At 61.9% G+C, this 14074-nt stretch carries 9 protein-coding genes; all 9 read left to right on the forward strand.

The features are described from left to right. Window positions 1-150 precede the first annotated feature (150 nt). Entirely contained in the window at window positions 151-3384 is a 3234-nt protein-coding gene (locus H8B15_RS09245) for a SusC/RagA family TonB-linked outer membrane protein (protein ID WP_187319391.1), read from the forward strand. A 176-nt stretch (window positions 3385-3560) separates the two neighbouring features. After that, the gene (locus H8B15_RS09250) at window positions 3561-5339 is read left to right on the forward strand and encodes a RagB/SusD family nutrient uptake outer membrane protein (RefSeq protein WP_187319392.1); all 1779 of its coding nucleotides are present in this window, start codon (window positions 3561-3563) and stop codon (window positions 5337-5339) included. A 160-nt stretch (window positions 5340-5499) separates the two neighbouring features. Beyond that, the gene (locus H8B15_RS09255; RefSeq protein ID WP_187319393.1) at window positions 5500-6354 is read left to right on the forward strand and encodes an endonuclease/exonuclease/phosphatase family protein; all 855 of its coding nucleotides are present in this window, start codon (window positions 5500-5502) and stop codon (window positions 6352-6354) included. A gap of 104 nt (window positions 6355-6458) precedes the next feature. Further along, complete coding sequence (locus tag H8B15_RS09260; RefSeq protein ID WP_187319394.1) at window positions 6459-6662, forward strand: hypothetical protein; 204 nt, start codon at window positions 6459-6461, stop codon at window positions 6660-6662. Window positions 6663-6923: 261 nt separating this feature from the next. Further along, window positions 6924-7403, forward strand: a complete 480-nt coding sequence (locus H8B15_RS09265) for a YciE/YciF ferroxidase family protein (protein WP_187319395.1) — start codon at window positions 6924-6926, stop codon at window positions 7401-7403. A 311-nt stretch (window positions 7404-7714) separates the two neighbouring features. After that, window positions 7715-8344, forward strand: a complete 630-nt coding sequence (locus tag H8B15_RS09270; protein WP_187319396.1) for a TetR/AcrR family transcriptional regulator — start codon at window positions 7715-7717, stop codon at window positions 8342-8344. Window positions 8345-8476: 132 nt separating this feature from the next. Beyond that, window positions 8477-9571 (forward strand): efflux RND transporter periplasmic adaptor subunit, encoded by a 1095-nt coding sequence (locus H8B15_RS09275; RefSeq protein WP_187319397.1) that lies wholly within the window; start codon window positions 8477-8479, stop codon window positions 9569-9571. A gap of 13 nt (window positions 9572-9584) precedes the next feature. Next, window positions 9585-12725, forward strand: coding sequence for an efflux RND transporter permease subunit (locus tag H8B15_RS09280; protein ID WP_187319398.1), 3141 nt, complete (start codon window positions 9585-9587; stop codon window positions 12723-12725). A gap of 13 nt (window positions 12726-12738) precedes the next feature. Next, window positions 12739-14046, forward strand: a complete 1308-nt coding sequence (locus H8B15_RS09285; protein WP_187319399.1) for a TolC family protein — start codon at window positions 12739-12741, stop codon at window positions 14044-14046. Window positions 14047-14074 lie beyond the last annotated feature (28 nt).

Here is a 14074-nt window from a genome sequence, read left to right on the forward strand (position 1 = left end):
TATAGTTGAATTATTTTTTTGATTTAACGGCCTTTTGTAGCCGTTCCTTTTCGTCCTCTCCACGCTTTCCTACCTCTTTAGCCGACTTATCCCGAATAAGTCGCTGGGGTTATTGCGCACCTACTTTCCTCCAACCAATACACCTATCCTATGAACCTACTTTCTACCGTTTCTTGCTGGAAACGTGGGCTGCTGCTGCCCGTTGCGATGTGTGGCAGCCTGGTAGCCACGGCTCAGCAGGCCCGCACCGTGAGCGGCCGCATTGCCGATGCCACTGGCGAGGCCCTACCCGGCGTGACGGTGCTGGCCAAAGGCACCCAGGTTGGCACCGTCACGGATGCCGCTGGCGCCTACTCGCTGCAAATGCCCGCCGAGGCCAACACGCTGGTAGTGTCATACTTAGGGTTTCAGACCCAGGAGGTGCCGCTGAACGGCCGCACCGACCTCAACATCAAGCTAGCGCCCGATACCAAGGCGCTGGACGAGGTGGTAGTGGTGGGCTACGGCACCCAGAAAAAGGTGAACCTGACCGGCGCCGTAGACCAGGTGACGTCGGAGGTGCTGCAAAACCGCTCTGTGCCCAACCTCACGCAGGGGTTGCAGGGCGTGCTACCTAACCTGAACCTGGTGCCCGGCGATGGCAAACCGACGACGTCGCCGGCCTATAACATTCGGGGTACTACCTCCATTGGGCAGGGTGGCAACGCGCTGGTGCTGATTGATGGCGTGGAGGGCGACCCGAGCCGCCTGAACCCCAACGATGTCGCCACGGTATCGGTGCTGAAGGATGCCTCGGCGGCCGCTATTTACGGGGCGCGGGGTGCGTTTGGCGTGGTGCTGATTACGACCAAAAACCCCGCGAAGGACCGCACCAGCATCACGTATTCGTTCAACCAAGCCATCAAGAGTCCCACGGCGGTGCCGGATTTCGTGACCGACGGCTACCAGTTTGCCAAGATGTTCAACGAGGGCTGGTCGGCGTGGAACGACTACTCCCAGACCCCGCAGAACATCAACAAAACCGTGAAGTTCTCGCCCGAATACCTGGCCGAGCTGAAGCGCCGCTCCGAGGACCCCAGCCTACCTAAGGTAGACGTGAATGCCGCCGGCGAGTACGTGTATTATGGCAATACCGACTGGTACAAGGAGTTGTATAAGAAGCGCACCAGCTCGTCGGAGCACAACCTGTCGGTATCGGGGAGCAGCGGCAAGGCCAGCTTCTACGCCACGGGGCGCTACTTCGGGCAGGATGGGCTATTTCGCTATAATTCAGACGATTACCGGATGTATAACTTCCGGGTGAAGGGGGCGCTGGATTTGTTTCCGTGGCTGCGCGTGGAGAACAACGCCGACTACTCCAATATGACCTACCACAACCCCCTGAACGTGGGCGAGGGCGGCGGCATCTGGCGCAACATTGCCGACGAGGGCCACACGGTGGCGCCCATGTTCAACCCCGACGGCACGCTCACCTACTCGGCGGCCTACACGGTGGGCGACTTCTGGTACGGCAAAAACGGCATCGACTTCGACGAGCGGGTGTTTCGGAATACCACGGCGTTCAGCACGAACTTCTTCGACAACAAATTCCGCATCAACGGCAACTTCACCATCCGCAACACCGACAACGACCGCACCCAAACGCGCGTGCCGGTGCCGTATAGCCGCAAGCCCGGCGTGATTGAGTACGTGGGCACCAACACCAACGATTTGCAGCGCGCCTTTGGGCAGACGCGCTACCTGGCCACCAACCTCTACGCCGAGTACGAAACCAACTTCACGCCGGCGCACTACTTCAAGGCGCTGCTGGGCTACAACTACGAGCAGTCGACGTACCGCGGCCTGCAAACCCAGCGCAACGGCCTCATCTACCCCGATGCCCAGGACATCAACCTGGCACTGGGCCAGGCCATTACCACGGGCGGCGGCTGGGACCGGTGGAACATCTCGGGTGGCTTCTACCGCCTGAACTACTCCTTCAAGGAGCGCTACCTGCTGGAGGCCAGCGGCCGCTACGACGGCTCCTCAAAATTCCCCGAAAACGAGCGGTTTGCCTTTTTTCCATCGTTCTCGGCGGGGTGGCGCATCTCCAACGAGCCGTTCTGGAAGGTGTCGCCCAACCTGATTTCGGAGCTAAAAATTCGGGGGTCGTATGGGTCGCTGGGTAATGGCAACATCAATTCCTACGCGTTTCAGGAGCAGTTTAGCATTGCGCAGTCGGGGCGGGTGCTGAATGGGGTGCGGCCGCAGTATACCGGTCAGCCCAACGTGCTGCCCAATGGCCTGACCTGGGAAACCTCCACTACCTCGGACCTGGGCCTGGACCTGAGTATGCTAAAAAACCGCCTGACGCTGAACGCCGACGGCTACATTCGCAACACCACCGACATGTTTACGGTAGGCCCTACTCTACCGGCCGTGTTTGGCACCGACGTGCCCAAGGGCAACTACGCCGACCTGCGCACCAAGGGCTGGGAAGTGGCCCTGAACTGGCGCGACCAGGCCAACGTGGGCAACAGCCCCCTGGCCTACGGTCTGCGCCTCACGCTGGCCGACTACAAGGCGCACATCACCAAATACAACAACGAAAACAAGCGCCTGAACGACTACTACGAGGGCCAGCGCCTGGGCGAAATCTGGGGCTACACCACCGACGGGCTGTTTGTGTCGCAGGACCAGATCAGCTCCTCGCCCTCGCAGGCGCTGTTCCGGGCCTCTACCAGCGGCCAGCTGCTACCCGGCGATATCAAGTTTGCCGACCTGAACGGCGACGGCGTCATCAACAACGGCGACAACACCGTGGCTAACCCCGGCGACCGGCGCGTAATCGGCAACTCCCTACCCCGCTACACCTACGGCGTGATGGCCGACGCCAGCTGGCACAACTTCTTCTTCTCGGCCTTCTTCCAGGGGGTAGGGCACCAGGACTGGTACCCCGGCTCGGAAGCGGGCATCTTCTGGGGCCAGTACAACCGCCCCTATAATAAGTTGCCAAAGTCGCAGCTGGGTAATATCTGGTCGGAGGACAACCCCGACGCCTACTTCCCGCGCTACCGCGGCTACGTGGCCCAGAACGGCGCTGGCGAGCTAAGCCAAACGCAGACGCGCTACCTCATCAACGCGGCGTATATCCGCCTGAAAAACATTCAGTTGGGCTACAATCTACCGGTATCGTTGATCAACCGCGCCAAGCTCTCGGCGGCGCGGGTGTACGTGTCGGGCGAGAACCTGTGGGCGTGGTCGCCACTCTATAAGATTACGCGTGACCTGGACGTGGAAAGCATCGGCCGCTCCGACCAAGTGCTGACTTCCAGCAACAGCGGCAACGGCAACAACTACCCCATTCTCAAGAGCGTCATCTTGGGCTTGTCGGTGACCTTTTAACGGTAGGGTCGCCTGCCGGTCCGACGCCGGAGGCGTCCGACCGGTATCGTAGAACGAGCTTCATGCTGACGCCCACTGACGCGGGTGCAGACATCAGCGACGATACCGGTCGGACGCCTCCGGCGTCGGACCGGCAGGCGCCCGGCAGACAAATACCTTCCCCACACATTTTCCTCATGAAACCATACCTTACCACCTTCCTCCTCTCGGCCCTAGCCCTGGCTGGCTGCGATTCGCTGGACCAGGAGCCCGAGGCCACCGTGACGGGCTCGGCCGTGTTCAGCAGCGAGCGGGGCCTGGAGCTGTACGCCAACTCCTTCTACGACGTGCTGCCGACCGCCAACGACATTGTGCGCGGCGATGCCATGGCTGACTACGCGGCCCGCACCCAGGTGCCCGATTTCCTGCTGCCCGGCGCCTTCAGTGCCCGCCAAAGCTCGGGCTGGGACTGGCGCCCGTTGCGCAACATCAACTACTTCCTGGCCAACAACAACAACCCCGCCGTGGCGCCGGCCGTGCGCAACCACTACCGGGGGCTGGCGCGCTTTTTCCGGGCGTGGTTTTACTTCGATAAGGTGAAGCGCTTCGGGGATGTGCCGTGGATTGGCAAGCCGCAGTCGGTGGACGACCCTACCCTCTACAACGCCCGCGACCCGCGCACCGTGGTGATGGACTCGGTACTGGCCGATTTGAACTTTGCCATCCAGAACATCACGACCACCGCCGACAACAGCCGCAGCCTCGTGACCAAGCAAACGGCCGCCGCGTTTAAGTCGCGGGTGTGCTTGTTTGAGGGCACGTTTCGGAAGTACCAGACCGGCTACGGCCTCACCGGCAGCGCCAACCAGTGGCTGACCGAGGCCGCCACCGCCGCCGAGCAGGTGATGACCACCGGCGGCTTCAGCCTGAACGCGGCCGGCGGCACCGACCGCGCCTACCGCCAGGTGTTTACCAGCCAGGCACCGGTAGCCTCGGAGGTGATTCTGGCTTCCGTGTCGGACCCGGCGCTGAGCGTGTACAACGACGCCAACTGGTGGTGGACCAGCGCTACCTACGGCTCGCGCGTGAGCCTGATTCGCACCTTCGTGAACACCTACCTGAACCTCGACGGCACGCCCTTCACCAGCAAGGCCGGCTACGAAACCCTACCCTTTGCCCAGGAGGTGAAAGGCCGCGACAAGCGCCTGCAACAGACCATCCGGATGGGCGACTACCGCCGCACCAACGGCAACGCCACCGAGGCCGCCCCGCCGGTTTTCTCGTATACCTATACTGGCTATCAGCCTATTAAGCTAACGCTGGACGACACCTACTACGACGGCGGCACCCGCAACATCAACTCCCTACCCATCATTCGCTACGCCGAGGTGCTGCTGAACTACGCCGAGGCCCGCGCCGAGCTGGGCACGTTTAGTAATGCTGATTGGGTGAAAACCATCGGCGCCCTGCGCCAGCGCGCCGGCATCACGGGCGGCCTCACCACCAAGCCTACCGTGGCCGACGCCTACCTGCAAGCCAACTACTTCCCCGGCATCTCGGACCCGGCGCTGCTGGAAATCCGCCGCGAGCGGGGCATCGAGCTGGTGCTGGAAGGCTTCCGCTTCGCCGACATCATCCGCTGGCGCCGCGGCTCGCTGATGGAAATGACCTGGAACGGCTTCTACGTGCCCGCCCTCAACCAACCCCTCGACCTAAACGAGGACGGCAAAGCCGACGTGGCGTTCTACCAGAACACGGCCCCTACCCCGCCCGCCGCGGGCGTTACCTACGTGAACGTGTCGCCTACCCTGAACGGCCGCGCCAACCCGCAGCAACTCAAAAATGGTACCTCCGGCGAGCTGACCTGGCTGGCCAACGTGCCCCGCAAATGGGACGATAAATTTTACCTCTACCCCATCCCCGAAGCCGACCGCCTCATCAACCCCAAGCTCGGCCAGAATCCGGGTTGGGAATAGACAAACATAGATAACCGGCTGTCATCCTGAGCTTGCGAAGGACCTTATCACGGTAGCACGAGTCGTTGTGACGCCTGCTGTTCTACCGTGATAAGGTCCTTCGCAAGCTCAGGATGACATACGATTTGCCTGCAAACCATTACAACCGCTTTCTTCCCCAATGCTCAAGCAAACCCTACTCGCCGCCCTACTCTTCCTCGGCGCTGCCACTACCCTATCGGCCCAAACCCTGAAGCTGGCGACCTACAACATCCGCTACGACAATAAGAACGACACGGCCAACGCCTGGAGCAAGCGCGTGCCCTACCTCACCAAGCTCGTTCGCTTTCAAGATTTCGACGTGTTTGGCACCCAGGAAGTGCTCTACAACCAGTTGCAGGATATGGCCGGTCAGCTGCCCGGCTACGCGCACGTAGGTGTGGGCCGTGACGACGGCAAGCAGGCCGGCGAGTTCTCGACTATCTTCTATAAGAAAGACAAGTTTGAGCTGCTGCAACAGGGCACGTTCTGGCTGTCGCCTACCAGCGCCACGCCCAGCAAGGGCTGGGATGCCGCCCTATCCCGCATCTGCTCCTGGGCGCACCTGCGCGACAAAAGCACCGGCTTCACGTTCTACTTCTTCAACACCCACTTCGACCACGTGGGCAAGGAAGCCCGGAAGGAAAGCGCCAAGCTGATCTTGGCCAAGGTGAAGGAAATGGCCGGCACCACGCCCGCCGTCCTTACCGGCGACTTCAACATCGACCAGCGCAACGAGAGCTACACCATTCTGAGCACCTCGGGCACGCTGAAGGACGCCTACCAAACAGCGCAGGTCGTATACGCGCCCAACGGCACGTTCAACGGCTTCGACCCCGCCCGCAAAACCGATGCCCGCATCGACCACATCTTCCTCAGCCCCGCCTTCACCGCCACCCGCTACGGCATCCTGACGGACACGTACGGCGGTGGCAAAACGCCCTCCGACCACTACCCCGTAGCCGTGGAGGTGCAGTATAGCGCGAAGAAAAAGTAGAAATATTGGCGATGTCGCGGGGCTGTGCCCCGTGCCGACTATGCGCAGGCCTCTGGCCTGCCGTCGTTCGCGCCGATAAGCCATATGAAGTCGTTCGAGCGGGCATGCCAGAGGCTAGGGGTGCAACTTCTCCCCAGGATAGCATCGTGCACCTGAGCCGCGTCGTATCGGGCACGTTGTTGGACCTCACGGGCTGTCCCGTACGCACCCTCGCCGCCACCGGCCACCTCAAAATTACTGGCCTGACTAGTGGTGTATACCTGCTGCGCATCACCGATGGCGCCATCAGCAAGCTGGTAGTACGGTAGGCACGAGCGGCACGCATACTACGGCACACAAGGATATAAATACTTCTTTACCAACAGCATATAACGTTGGGGCTCTGTTCTTACGCTTCTGTGAGTGTGAAGTGAGTGGTGGTTGCGTTAAATAAATTTTGCGCCAATAACACTTTAATTCTAAATTGGACCATCAGTCATTTTTTGACTATTTGTGCAACAAAGAATAATTCACATCGGTAAAAGGGGTATCATTCACCCATTTCTAATCCCTTTTCAAACCCATTTCTCATGAACCAGCAAGCATTAAAAGACCTCATTAAAACTGCATTATCGGCCCTGCAAAGTGGCGGTGAAGTGGGCGCGAAAGCCACTGCTGATGCCCTGAAAGCTGCTACCAACCCTGATTTGCGCGCCGCCCTCAACCAGGATATCGAGGTGGCCAAGGACTGGACCAAGCGCATTGAAGCCGCTATTGCCGAAGTTGGGGGTGTGCCTTCGCAAGACAACAAGATTGTGGAGGCACACTACGAAGTGAGCAAGGAAACCCAGAAAGAAGCCGAAACCGAAACTGTGCGCGACCTGGGCATTATTAGTAGCGCCCAGTTGTCGCTGCTCTATTGGGTTGCCTCGTTTGGCACCCTGCGGGAGTACGCCGAAGCAGCTGGCTACACCCAAACGGCCCAAGCCATGCAACAGAGTCTGCACGAAGCCAAGCAGGCAGATGAGCAGTACACCGCTATTGCCAAGAGCATTCTGGCGACGAAATAGCTCTTCCCGCCACCAAGGTGCGGGTTTGGGCCCTCCCTGGCTACGTGCCTCGGTTTCAGGCTGCCTACCCTATCCTCTACACCCGCTGCTTGTATTTGACGCGGCGTGGCTCACGACTGGTCTTGACACGTTCTGAGTCACGTCGCGCCAATCTTTTCTTCGCCTTTGCTCTGCTTAAGCAGGTTTCGGTATTTGCGGCGCGCACGAACAGCACCGCGTAGAGTTGGGGCCGAATTTTGGCAAACTAGCAGTGGACTCACCGAAAGATTCGTATTTTTGGACTGTCAGTCACAAACAGACTTATTTGGTCGATGGGAGTTAAAGAGCGCAAACAACGGGAAAAGGAATATCGGGAGCAGTCGATTTTGGCCGCCGCCAAAACCGTTTTCCTGACCAAGGGACTGGTGGCTGCTACCATTGATGACATTGCGGCCGCCGCCGAACTGGGCAAGGGCACTCTATACCGGCATTACCGCAGCAAGGAAGATATTATGCTGGCCCTGAGCGAGCAGGCTTTCCGGGAGCTGCACCAGCGCTATGTGGCGGCAGTGGCCAAAGGTGGCTCTGGCCTGGACAAATTGCTGCGCACTCGGCGGGCCTTTTTCCAATTTACCATGGAGAACCCGGCCTACTTCGGTTTTATTGCCTTCTTCGAGTCGCCGTTCTCCACAAATGCTCCCGAGCAGCTTGCCGACATTGCTACCACCACGCACCAGCTGATGATGGAGCTACGCGACGAGGGCATAGCCGACGGCTCGATGCGCAAGGATATCGATGCCAACTTGCTGGCTTACAGCATATGGGGTACTTCCTACGGGATGATGCAGTTCATCGTCAACAAGGGTAGCTACCTGATGGAGCCCCAGCACACCGACCCTGCTGCGCAGTTTGAAGCATACATAATGCTGCTGGAAAGCGGCTTGCGGGCCCCAGCCGGCTAGCGGGCCACAAGGCAGCACCTTTTTTTTAACATTTTTGGACTAATAGTCATTTTATGAACAAATAGTTGGAGCAGTGGTAAAGCAACATGTCTTGGCTCATTTTTTTACTCTAATTGAACCGATAGTCATTTTATGAACAACGAAGCAAACTTACTCTCTGCTTACGCGCCACGCAGGCAGCCAGCCCTGCGCTGGCTGCCTTGGGTGTTGCTACCCGGCGTAGTGGCCTGCTCCAAGCCCGCTGAACAGGCCCGCACGGCCCAGCCTTCCTCCGTGCCTTCTGTGGCCGTGCAGGTGCAGGCAGTAGGCACTACATCTGGCAGCGCCGAACAAACCTATAGTGGCACCATTGAGGCCGAAAACACAGCCAGCCTGGGCTTTGGTGCGGCCGGCACGGTGCGCCAGGTACTGGTGCGCGAAGGCGAACAGGTGCGGGCGGGCCAGCTACTGGCCACGCTGGAACGGGAGGAGTACGCCAGCCTGGTAGCCGGCGCCGAGGCCTCGCTGCGGGAAGCCCGCGACCACGCCCGCCGCTCGCAGCAGCTTTTCCAGGCAGAAAGCCTGACCGAGCGCGAGCTGGTGCAGGCCACCACGGCCTTGCAGCGCGCCCAAGCCAACGCCCAGGTGGCCCGCAAGCATCTGAAAGACACCTACCTGCGGGCACCTTTTGCGGGGCTGGTGGCAAGCCGGATGGTAGAGCCGGGCGTGACGGCCATGCCGGGTAGTCCGGCGTTCAGCCTCATCAAAACTCAGCAAGTGTTTGCGCGGGCCGTGGTGCCGGAAGCGGAGATTGGGCGCATGGCCAAGGGCACAACGGTGCGGGTGCAGGTGCCAGCGCTGAACCGCGACGTGACGGGCCAGGTGCAGGTCATCAGTCCCGTAGCCGACCCCACATCGCGCAGCTTCTATTTGAAAGTGCTGCTGCCCAACCCTGGGCTACGCTTGCTGCCGGGCATGCTGGCCAGCCTGCGCATTCCGCTGCCGCCAGGCTCCAGCAAGCCGCTGGTGGCAGTGGCGCCGCAGGTAGTGGTGCAGGAGACCGACGGTGCTAGCGTGGTGTATGTGCCTGATGCGGCCGGCCAAACGGCCCGGCGCCGCCGGGTGGTGCTGGGGCCGGTGCAGGGCCAGCAAGTGGTGGTAGCGCAGGGCCTGGCGGCTACCGACCGGGTCATTGTGGCCGGGCAGCAGCGCCTGCACGATGGGCAGGCCATTCACATTCTTCCGTAACCCGCTTCGTTTTATGAAAGAACAAGCTTCCAAACGCCGCCTCAACCTGATTGAGGCAGCCATGAAATACAAGCAGGTTACCTTTGGTATCACCCTGCTACTGGCGCTGGCGGGCATCTGGGCCCTGTACAGCATGCCGCGCATGGAAGACCCGCGCATCACTATTCGGCAGGGCCTGGTGCTGGCGGTATACCCAGGGGCCGACGAGATGACGGTGGAAAACCAGCTGACCAAGAAGCTGGAACAGCAGCTCTTCAGCTACAAAGAGGTGCGGAAGGAGAAGACCTACTCCACCACCAAGGCCGGGGCCGTGGTAATCAACGTGACCTTGCAGGACTGGGTGACGGATACTGATAAGTTCTGGACCAAGCTTCAGGACGGGCTCAACGCCAACAAGCAACTGATTCCGCCGGGCGTGCAGGGGCCGTACGTAAACGGCGAGTTTGGCGATGTGGCGGCTCTGATGCTGGCCGTCACGGCTCCAGACCGCAGCTACGCCGACCTGAAGGAATACCTCGACCAGCTGGAAGACGCCCTCAAAACCCTACCCCAGGTGGCCAAAATCCGGCGCTACGGCGAGCAGCGCGAGCAGGTGTCCGTGACGACATCGGCCGACCGGCTGCGGCAGTACGGCCTCGACTTTGGCCAGATGGCGGCCGTGCTGCAAAGCCAGAACAACGTGCGCTACTCGGGCGAGCTAAAGCTGCCCGCGGCCCGCGTGCCGGTGTTCACCGAAGGGCTCTACCGCTCGCAGCAGGCGCTGGCCAACCAGCTGATTTACACGGACCCGGCCTCGGGCAACCAGGTGCGGCTGCGCGACGTGGCCCAGTTGGAGCGTCGCAACGAGGAGCTGACTTCGCGCATCAGCATCGACGGCCAGCCAGCCGTGATGCTGACCGTGGAGATGCAGCCGGGCAACAATATCGTCTGGTTTGGCGACCAGCTTCAGGCCCGAATCAAGGAAGTGGAAGCCCGCTTCCCGAAGGGCGTGCGGGTGCAGGAAATTGTGAGCCAGCCCGCGGTGGTCGACCACAAGCTGCATGACTTTTTCGTGGAGCTGAGCATTGCCGTGGCCTCGGTTATTGCGGTGGTGATGCTGCTGCTGCCGCTGCGCATTGCCCTGATTTCGGCCATTGCCTGCCCGCTCTCCATCCTCATCACGTTTGCCGTGATGCACCTGCTGGGCATGGAAATTCACCAGGTGTCGCTGGCGGCGCTGGTGATTGTGCTGGGCATGGTGGTAGACGACGCCATTGTGGTGGTAGACAACTACGTGGAGAAGCTCGACGAGGGCCTGGACCGCTGGCAGGCGGCCTGGCGCGCGGCCACCGATTTATTTGTGCCGGTGCTGGCGGCCACGGCCACCATCATCTTTGCCTTTCTACCCTCGGCCCTGGTGTACACGGGCCTCACCAAGGAGTTTTCGATGCACATTCCGGCGACCGTGGCGGTGGCGCTGACGTCGTCGTTTCTGGTCTCGATGCTGCTCACGCCCTACCTCTGCTACTTCGCTATTCGGGAGGGGCTGCACGCGAAAAAGGCCGGTGCACCCGCCGGCAAGCCCTCGGTTATCGACCGGGTGCAGGCGTGGTTTAACCGGGCCGTGGACTGGAGTTTCGCGCGGCCCAAGCTGGTGCTCACGCTGGGCTTTTCGTTTATTCTGCTGGCCGGCGTTTTCGGCTCGCAGCTCAAGTTTGAGTACCTACCCTACGCCGAGCGCGACCAGTTCAACCTGGAGCTGTGGCTGCCCGAGGGCACGCCCGTGGCCCAGACCGAGCGGGCCGTTGCCCGCCTGACGGCCGCCATCCGGGGCGATAAGCGCATCCGGCAGGTGGTCAGCTTTATCGGCACCGGCTCGCCGCGCTTTTACTCGAGCTACGCTCCCGAGGCCCCGGCCGAAAACTACGCCCAGGTGTTCATTAGCACCACCAGCGCCGAGGCCACCGTGGCCCTGGCCAAGGAGTACGCGCACTCCTTGCAGCCAGTGGTGCCCGAGGGCTCGGTACGGGTGCGCCGCCTGAGCTGGAAGGAAACCAAGGCCCCGATTGAGGTGCGCGTGGTGGGCGACAACGTGGCGGCCATCCGCCGGGTAGGCCAGCAGGTGGCGCAGCTTCTGGCTAGCACCGCCAACACCCACTTCGTGCGCGACGACTGGCGCAATCCCTACCTGGGCGTGGCTGTGCGCGTGAAAGAAGATCAGGCTAGCCGCCTGGGTGTGAGCAAGGAAGCTGTGGGCCAGACCCTGGGCGGCAGCCTCAAAGGGTGGCCCGTCTCCACGCTCTGGGAGGGCGACAAGCCCCTGGACATTGTGCTGCGCCTCGACGAAAAAGACCGCCAGCAGCTCAGCGACGTGAACCAAGTGTACGTGACGACGGCCTACCAGACCAAGGTGCCCCTGCGCCAGGTGGCCGACGTGGTGCCCGCCTGGCACCTGAGCAATATTGTGCGCCGCAACGGGCTGCGCACCCTCACCGTGAGCAGCGACACGGATTTTGGCCGGGTGGCCGGGCAGATTCTGGACGAGGTCCGGCCCCAGCTCGACGCGCTACCGCTACCAGCCGGCGTGCACCTGGAGTACGGCGGCGACGACGAATCGGGCCGCGACGCGGCCCCCAACGCCAACCTGGCCCTGGGCCTGAGCTTTCTGCTGATTTTCCTCACGCTGCTGATTCAGTTCCGCCACCTGGGTCGGGCGCTCATCGTGTTATCTACGTTCTTTCTGAGCTTGCCCGGCGCCATGTTTGGCCTCTGGATAACGGATAACCCACTGGGCATGACCGCCTTTCTGGGCATCAATAGTTTGCTGGGCATCGTGGTGCGCAACGGCATCATCCTGGTCGATTACGCCGACGAGCTGGTGCGCGAGCACGGCTACAGCATCCGGGAGGCCGCCATTCACTCGGCGCAACGGCGCATGCGCCCCATCTTCCTCACCTCGTCGGCCGCCGCCGTGGGCGTGATTCCCATGATTCTGAGCAAATCCCCCCTGTGGGCGCCCCTGAGCAGCGTCATTGCCTTCGGCATTATGGTAGCCATGGGCATGACCCTGTTTGTGGTGCCCGTGCTCTACTACCAGTCGCTGAAACCCCGCCGGAACGCCGCCCCCACTACTCCCCACGACGGCAACCAGCCCGCGCTGGCGCTGGCCCACTAACCTCGCTTTTCCTATGAACATCCTATCCCTGTTAGCGGCAGCCCTGGTGCTGCTCACGCCGGGCCTGGCTGCCCAGTCGTTGCCCGCTGCCCCCGCACCTGCCGGTGCGGGCGCTTCCCTCCTTACCCTGGCCGAATGCCGGGCGCTGGCCCTGCGCCAAAACCAGCGCCTGACCGTGGCCGCCCGCCGGCAACAAGCCGCCGAAGCGGCCCAGGCGGCCGCTAAAACCGGCCGGCTGCCCAAGCTCGATGCCAGCAGCACCGGCTACTACGTACGCGGGTTGCGCGGCACGCCCCTCGAAGCGCAGGGCGTGGCAACCGGCGTGGGCATGAGCCAACCTATTTATTCCGGTGGGCGCATCCGCTCCCAGATTGCCCTGGCCGGCTTGCAGGCCGAGGTCAGCGGCGAAGATGTGCGGGCCGCCCGCCAGCAGCTGGTAGCCGAAACCGACCAAACGTACTGGCAGGCCATAGCCCTGCGCGAGCAGGTAGGACTGGCCGAACGCAACCGGCTCCAGCTGCAAGCCCTGGTGCGCGACCTGGACCACAAGTACCAGGCCGGCTTGGTCTACAAGGCCGACCTGCTGCGGGCCCAGGTGCAGCTGCGCGACGCCGACGTGCAGCTACTACGCGCCCGCGACGAGCAGCAGCTAAGCCAGCAGGTGCTGCGGCAGCTCATCGGCTGGCCGGCCGGCGACTCCCTGCGCCTGGCCGACACTCTGGAAGGCGAGTTTTTGCCGGTGGCGGCGGCCGACTACCAGGCGCGGGCCCAGGTCCAACGCCCCGACCTGCGCCAACTTGCCCTGAATACCCGCGCCGACTCGCTGCTGATTGCTCTGGCGCGCAGCGCCCGGCGGCCGCAGGTGAATGCCAGCGCCAACGCCCTGCTGCTTGTGCAGCGGCCCAACGTCTTCTTACCCGACCGTACTCTTACGCCAGCCTACGCCTTGGTGAGTGTGAACCTGCCACTTGTACACTGGAAAGAGCACCGCTTGCTCGAAGCCCAGCGCCGCTATCAGGCCCAGGCCAACGCGGCCCAGCTGACGGAGGCCCGCCAGCAGGTGCAGCTCGAAATCAGCCGCGACTTGCTGCGCCTCAACCAGGCGGTCCGCCGCATCGAGCTGCAACGCCTCACGGTGGCCCAAGCCGCGGAAAACCTGCGCCTTAACGACAACCGCTTCCGGGCTGGCCTGCTCTCCCTTGTAGACCTGCTGCAAGCTCAAACAGTAAGCCAGCAAGCTGCCGCCGCCCTGGTCGAGGCCCAGGCCGAATACCGCATGGCTGAAGCGGCGCTGGCCCGCGCCACCGGCGAGCAGGACTGATTTTTTCTGGCCAGCAGCGCCCGGTAGT

The organism is Hymenobacter citatus (assembly GCF_014333615.1).
In the GTDB taxonomy this organism is placed as follows: domain Bacteria; phylum Bacteroidota; class Bacteroidia; order Cytophagales; family Hymenobacteraceae; genus Hymenobacter; species Hymenobacter citatus.

Coding starts and splice junctions, on each gene's coding strand:
- H8B15_RS09260 (WP_187319394.1), top strand. CDS start 6,459: ATGCCAGAGGCTAGGGGTGCAACTTCTCCCCAGGATAGCATCGTGCAC.
- H8B15_RS09280 (WP_187319398.1), top strand. CDS start 9,585: ATGAAAGAACAAGCTTCCAAACGCCGCCTCAACCTGATTGAGGCAGCC.
- H8B15_RS09245 (WP_187319391.1), top strand. CDS start 151: ATGAACCTACTTTCTACCGTTTCTTGCTGGAAACGTGGGCTGCTGCTG.
- H8B15_RS09250 (WP_187319392.1), top strand. CDS start 3,561: ATGAAACCATACCTTACCACCTTCCTCCTCTCGGCCCTAGCCCTGGCT.
- H8B15_RS09255 (WP_187319393.1), top strand. CDS start 5,500: ATGCTCAAGCAAACCCTACTCGCCGCCCTACTCTTCCTCGGCGCTGCC.
- H8B15_RS09270 (WP_187319396.1), top strand. CDS start 7,715: ATGGGAGTTAAAGAGCGCAAACAACGGGAAAAGGAATATCGGGAGCAG.
- H8B15_RS09275 (WP_187319397.1), top strand. CDS start 8,477: ATGAACAACGAAGCAAACTTACTCTCTGCTTACGCGCCACGCAGGCAG.
- H8B15_RS09285 (WP_187319399.1), top strand. CDS start 12,739: ATGAACATCCTATCCCTGTTAGCGGCAGCCCTGGTGCTGCTCACGCCG.
- H8B15_RS09265 (WP_187319395.1), top strand. CDS start 6,924: ATGAACCAGCAAGCATTAAAAGACCTCATTAAAACTGCATTATCGGCC.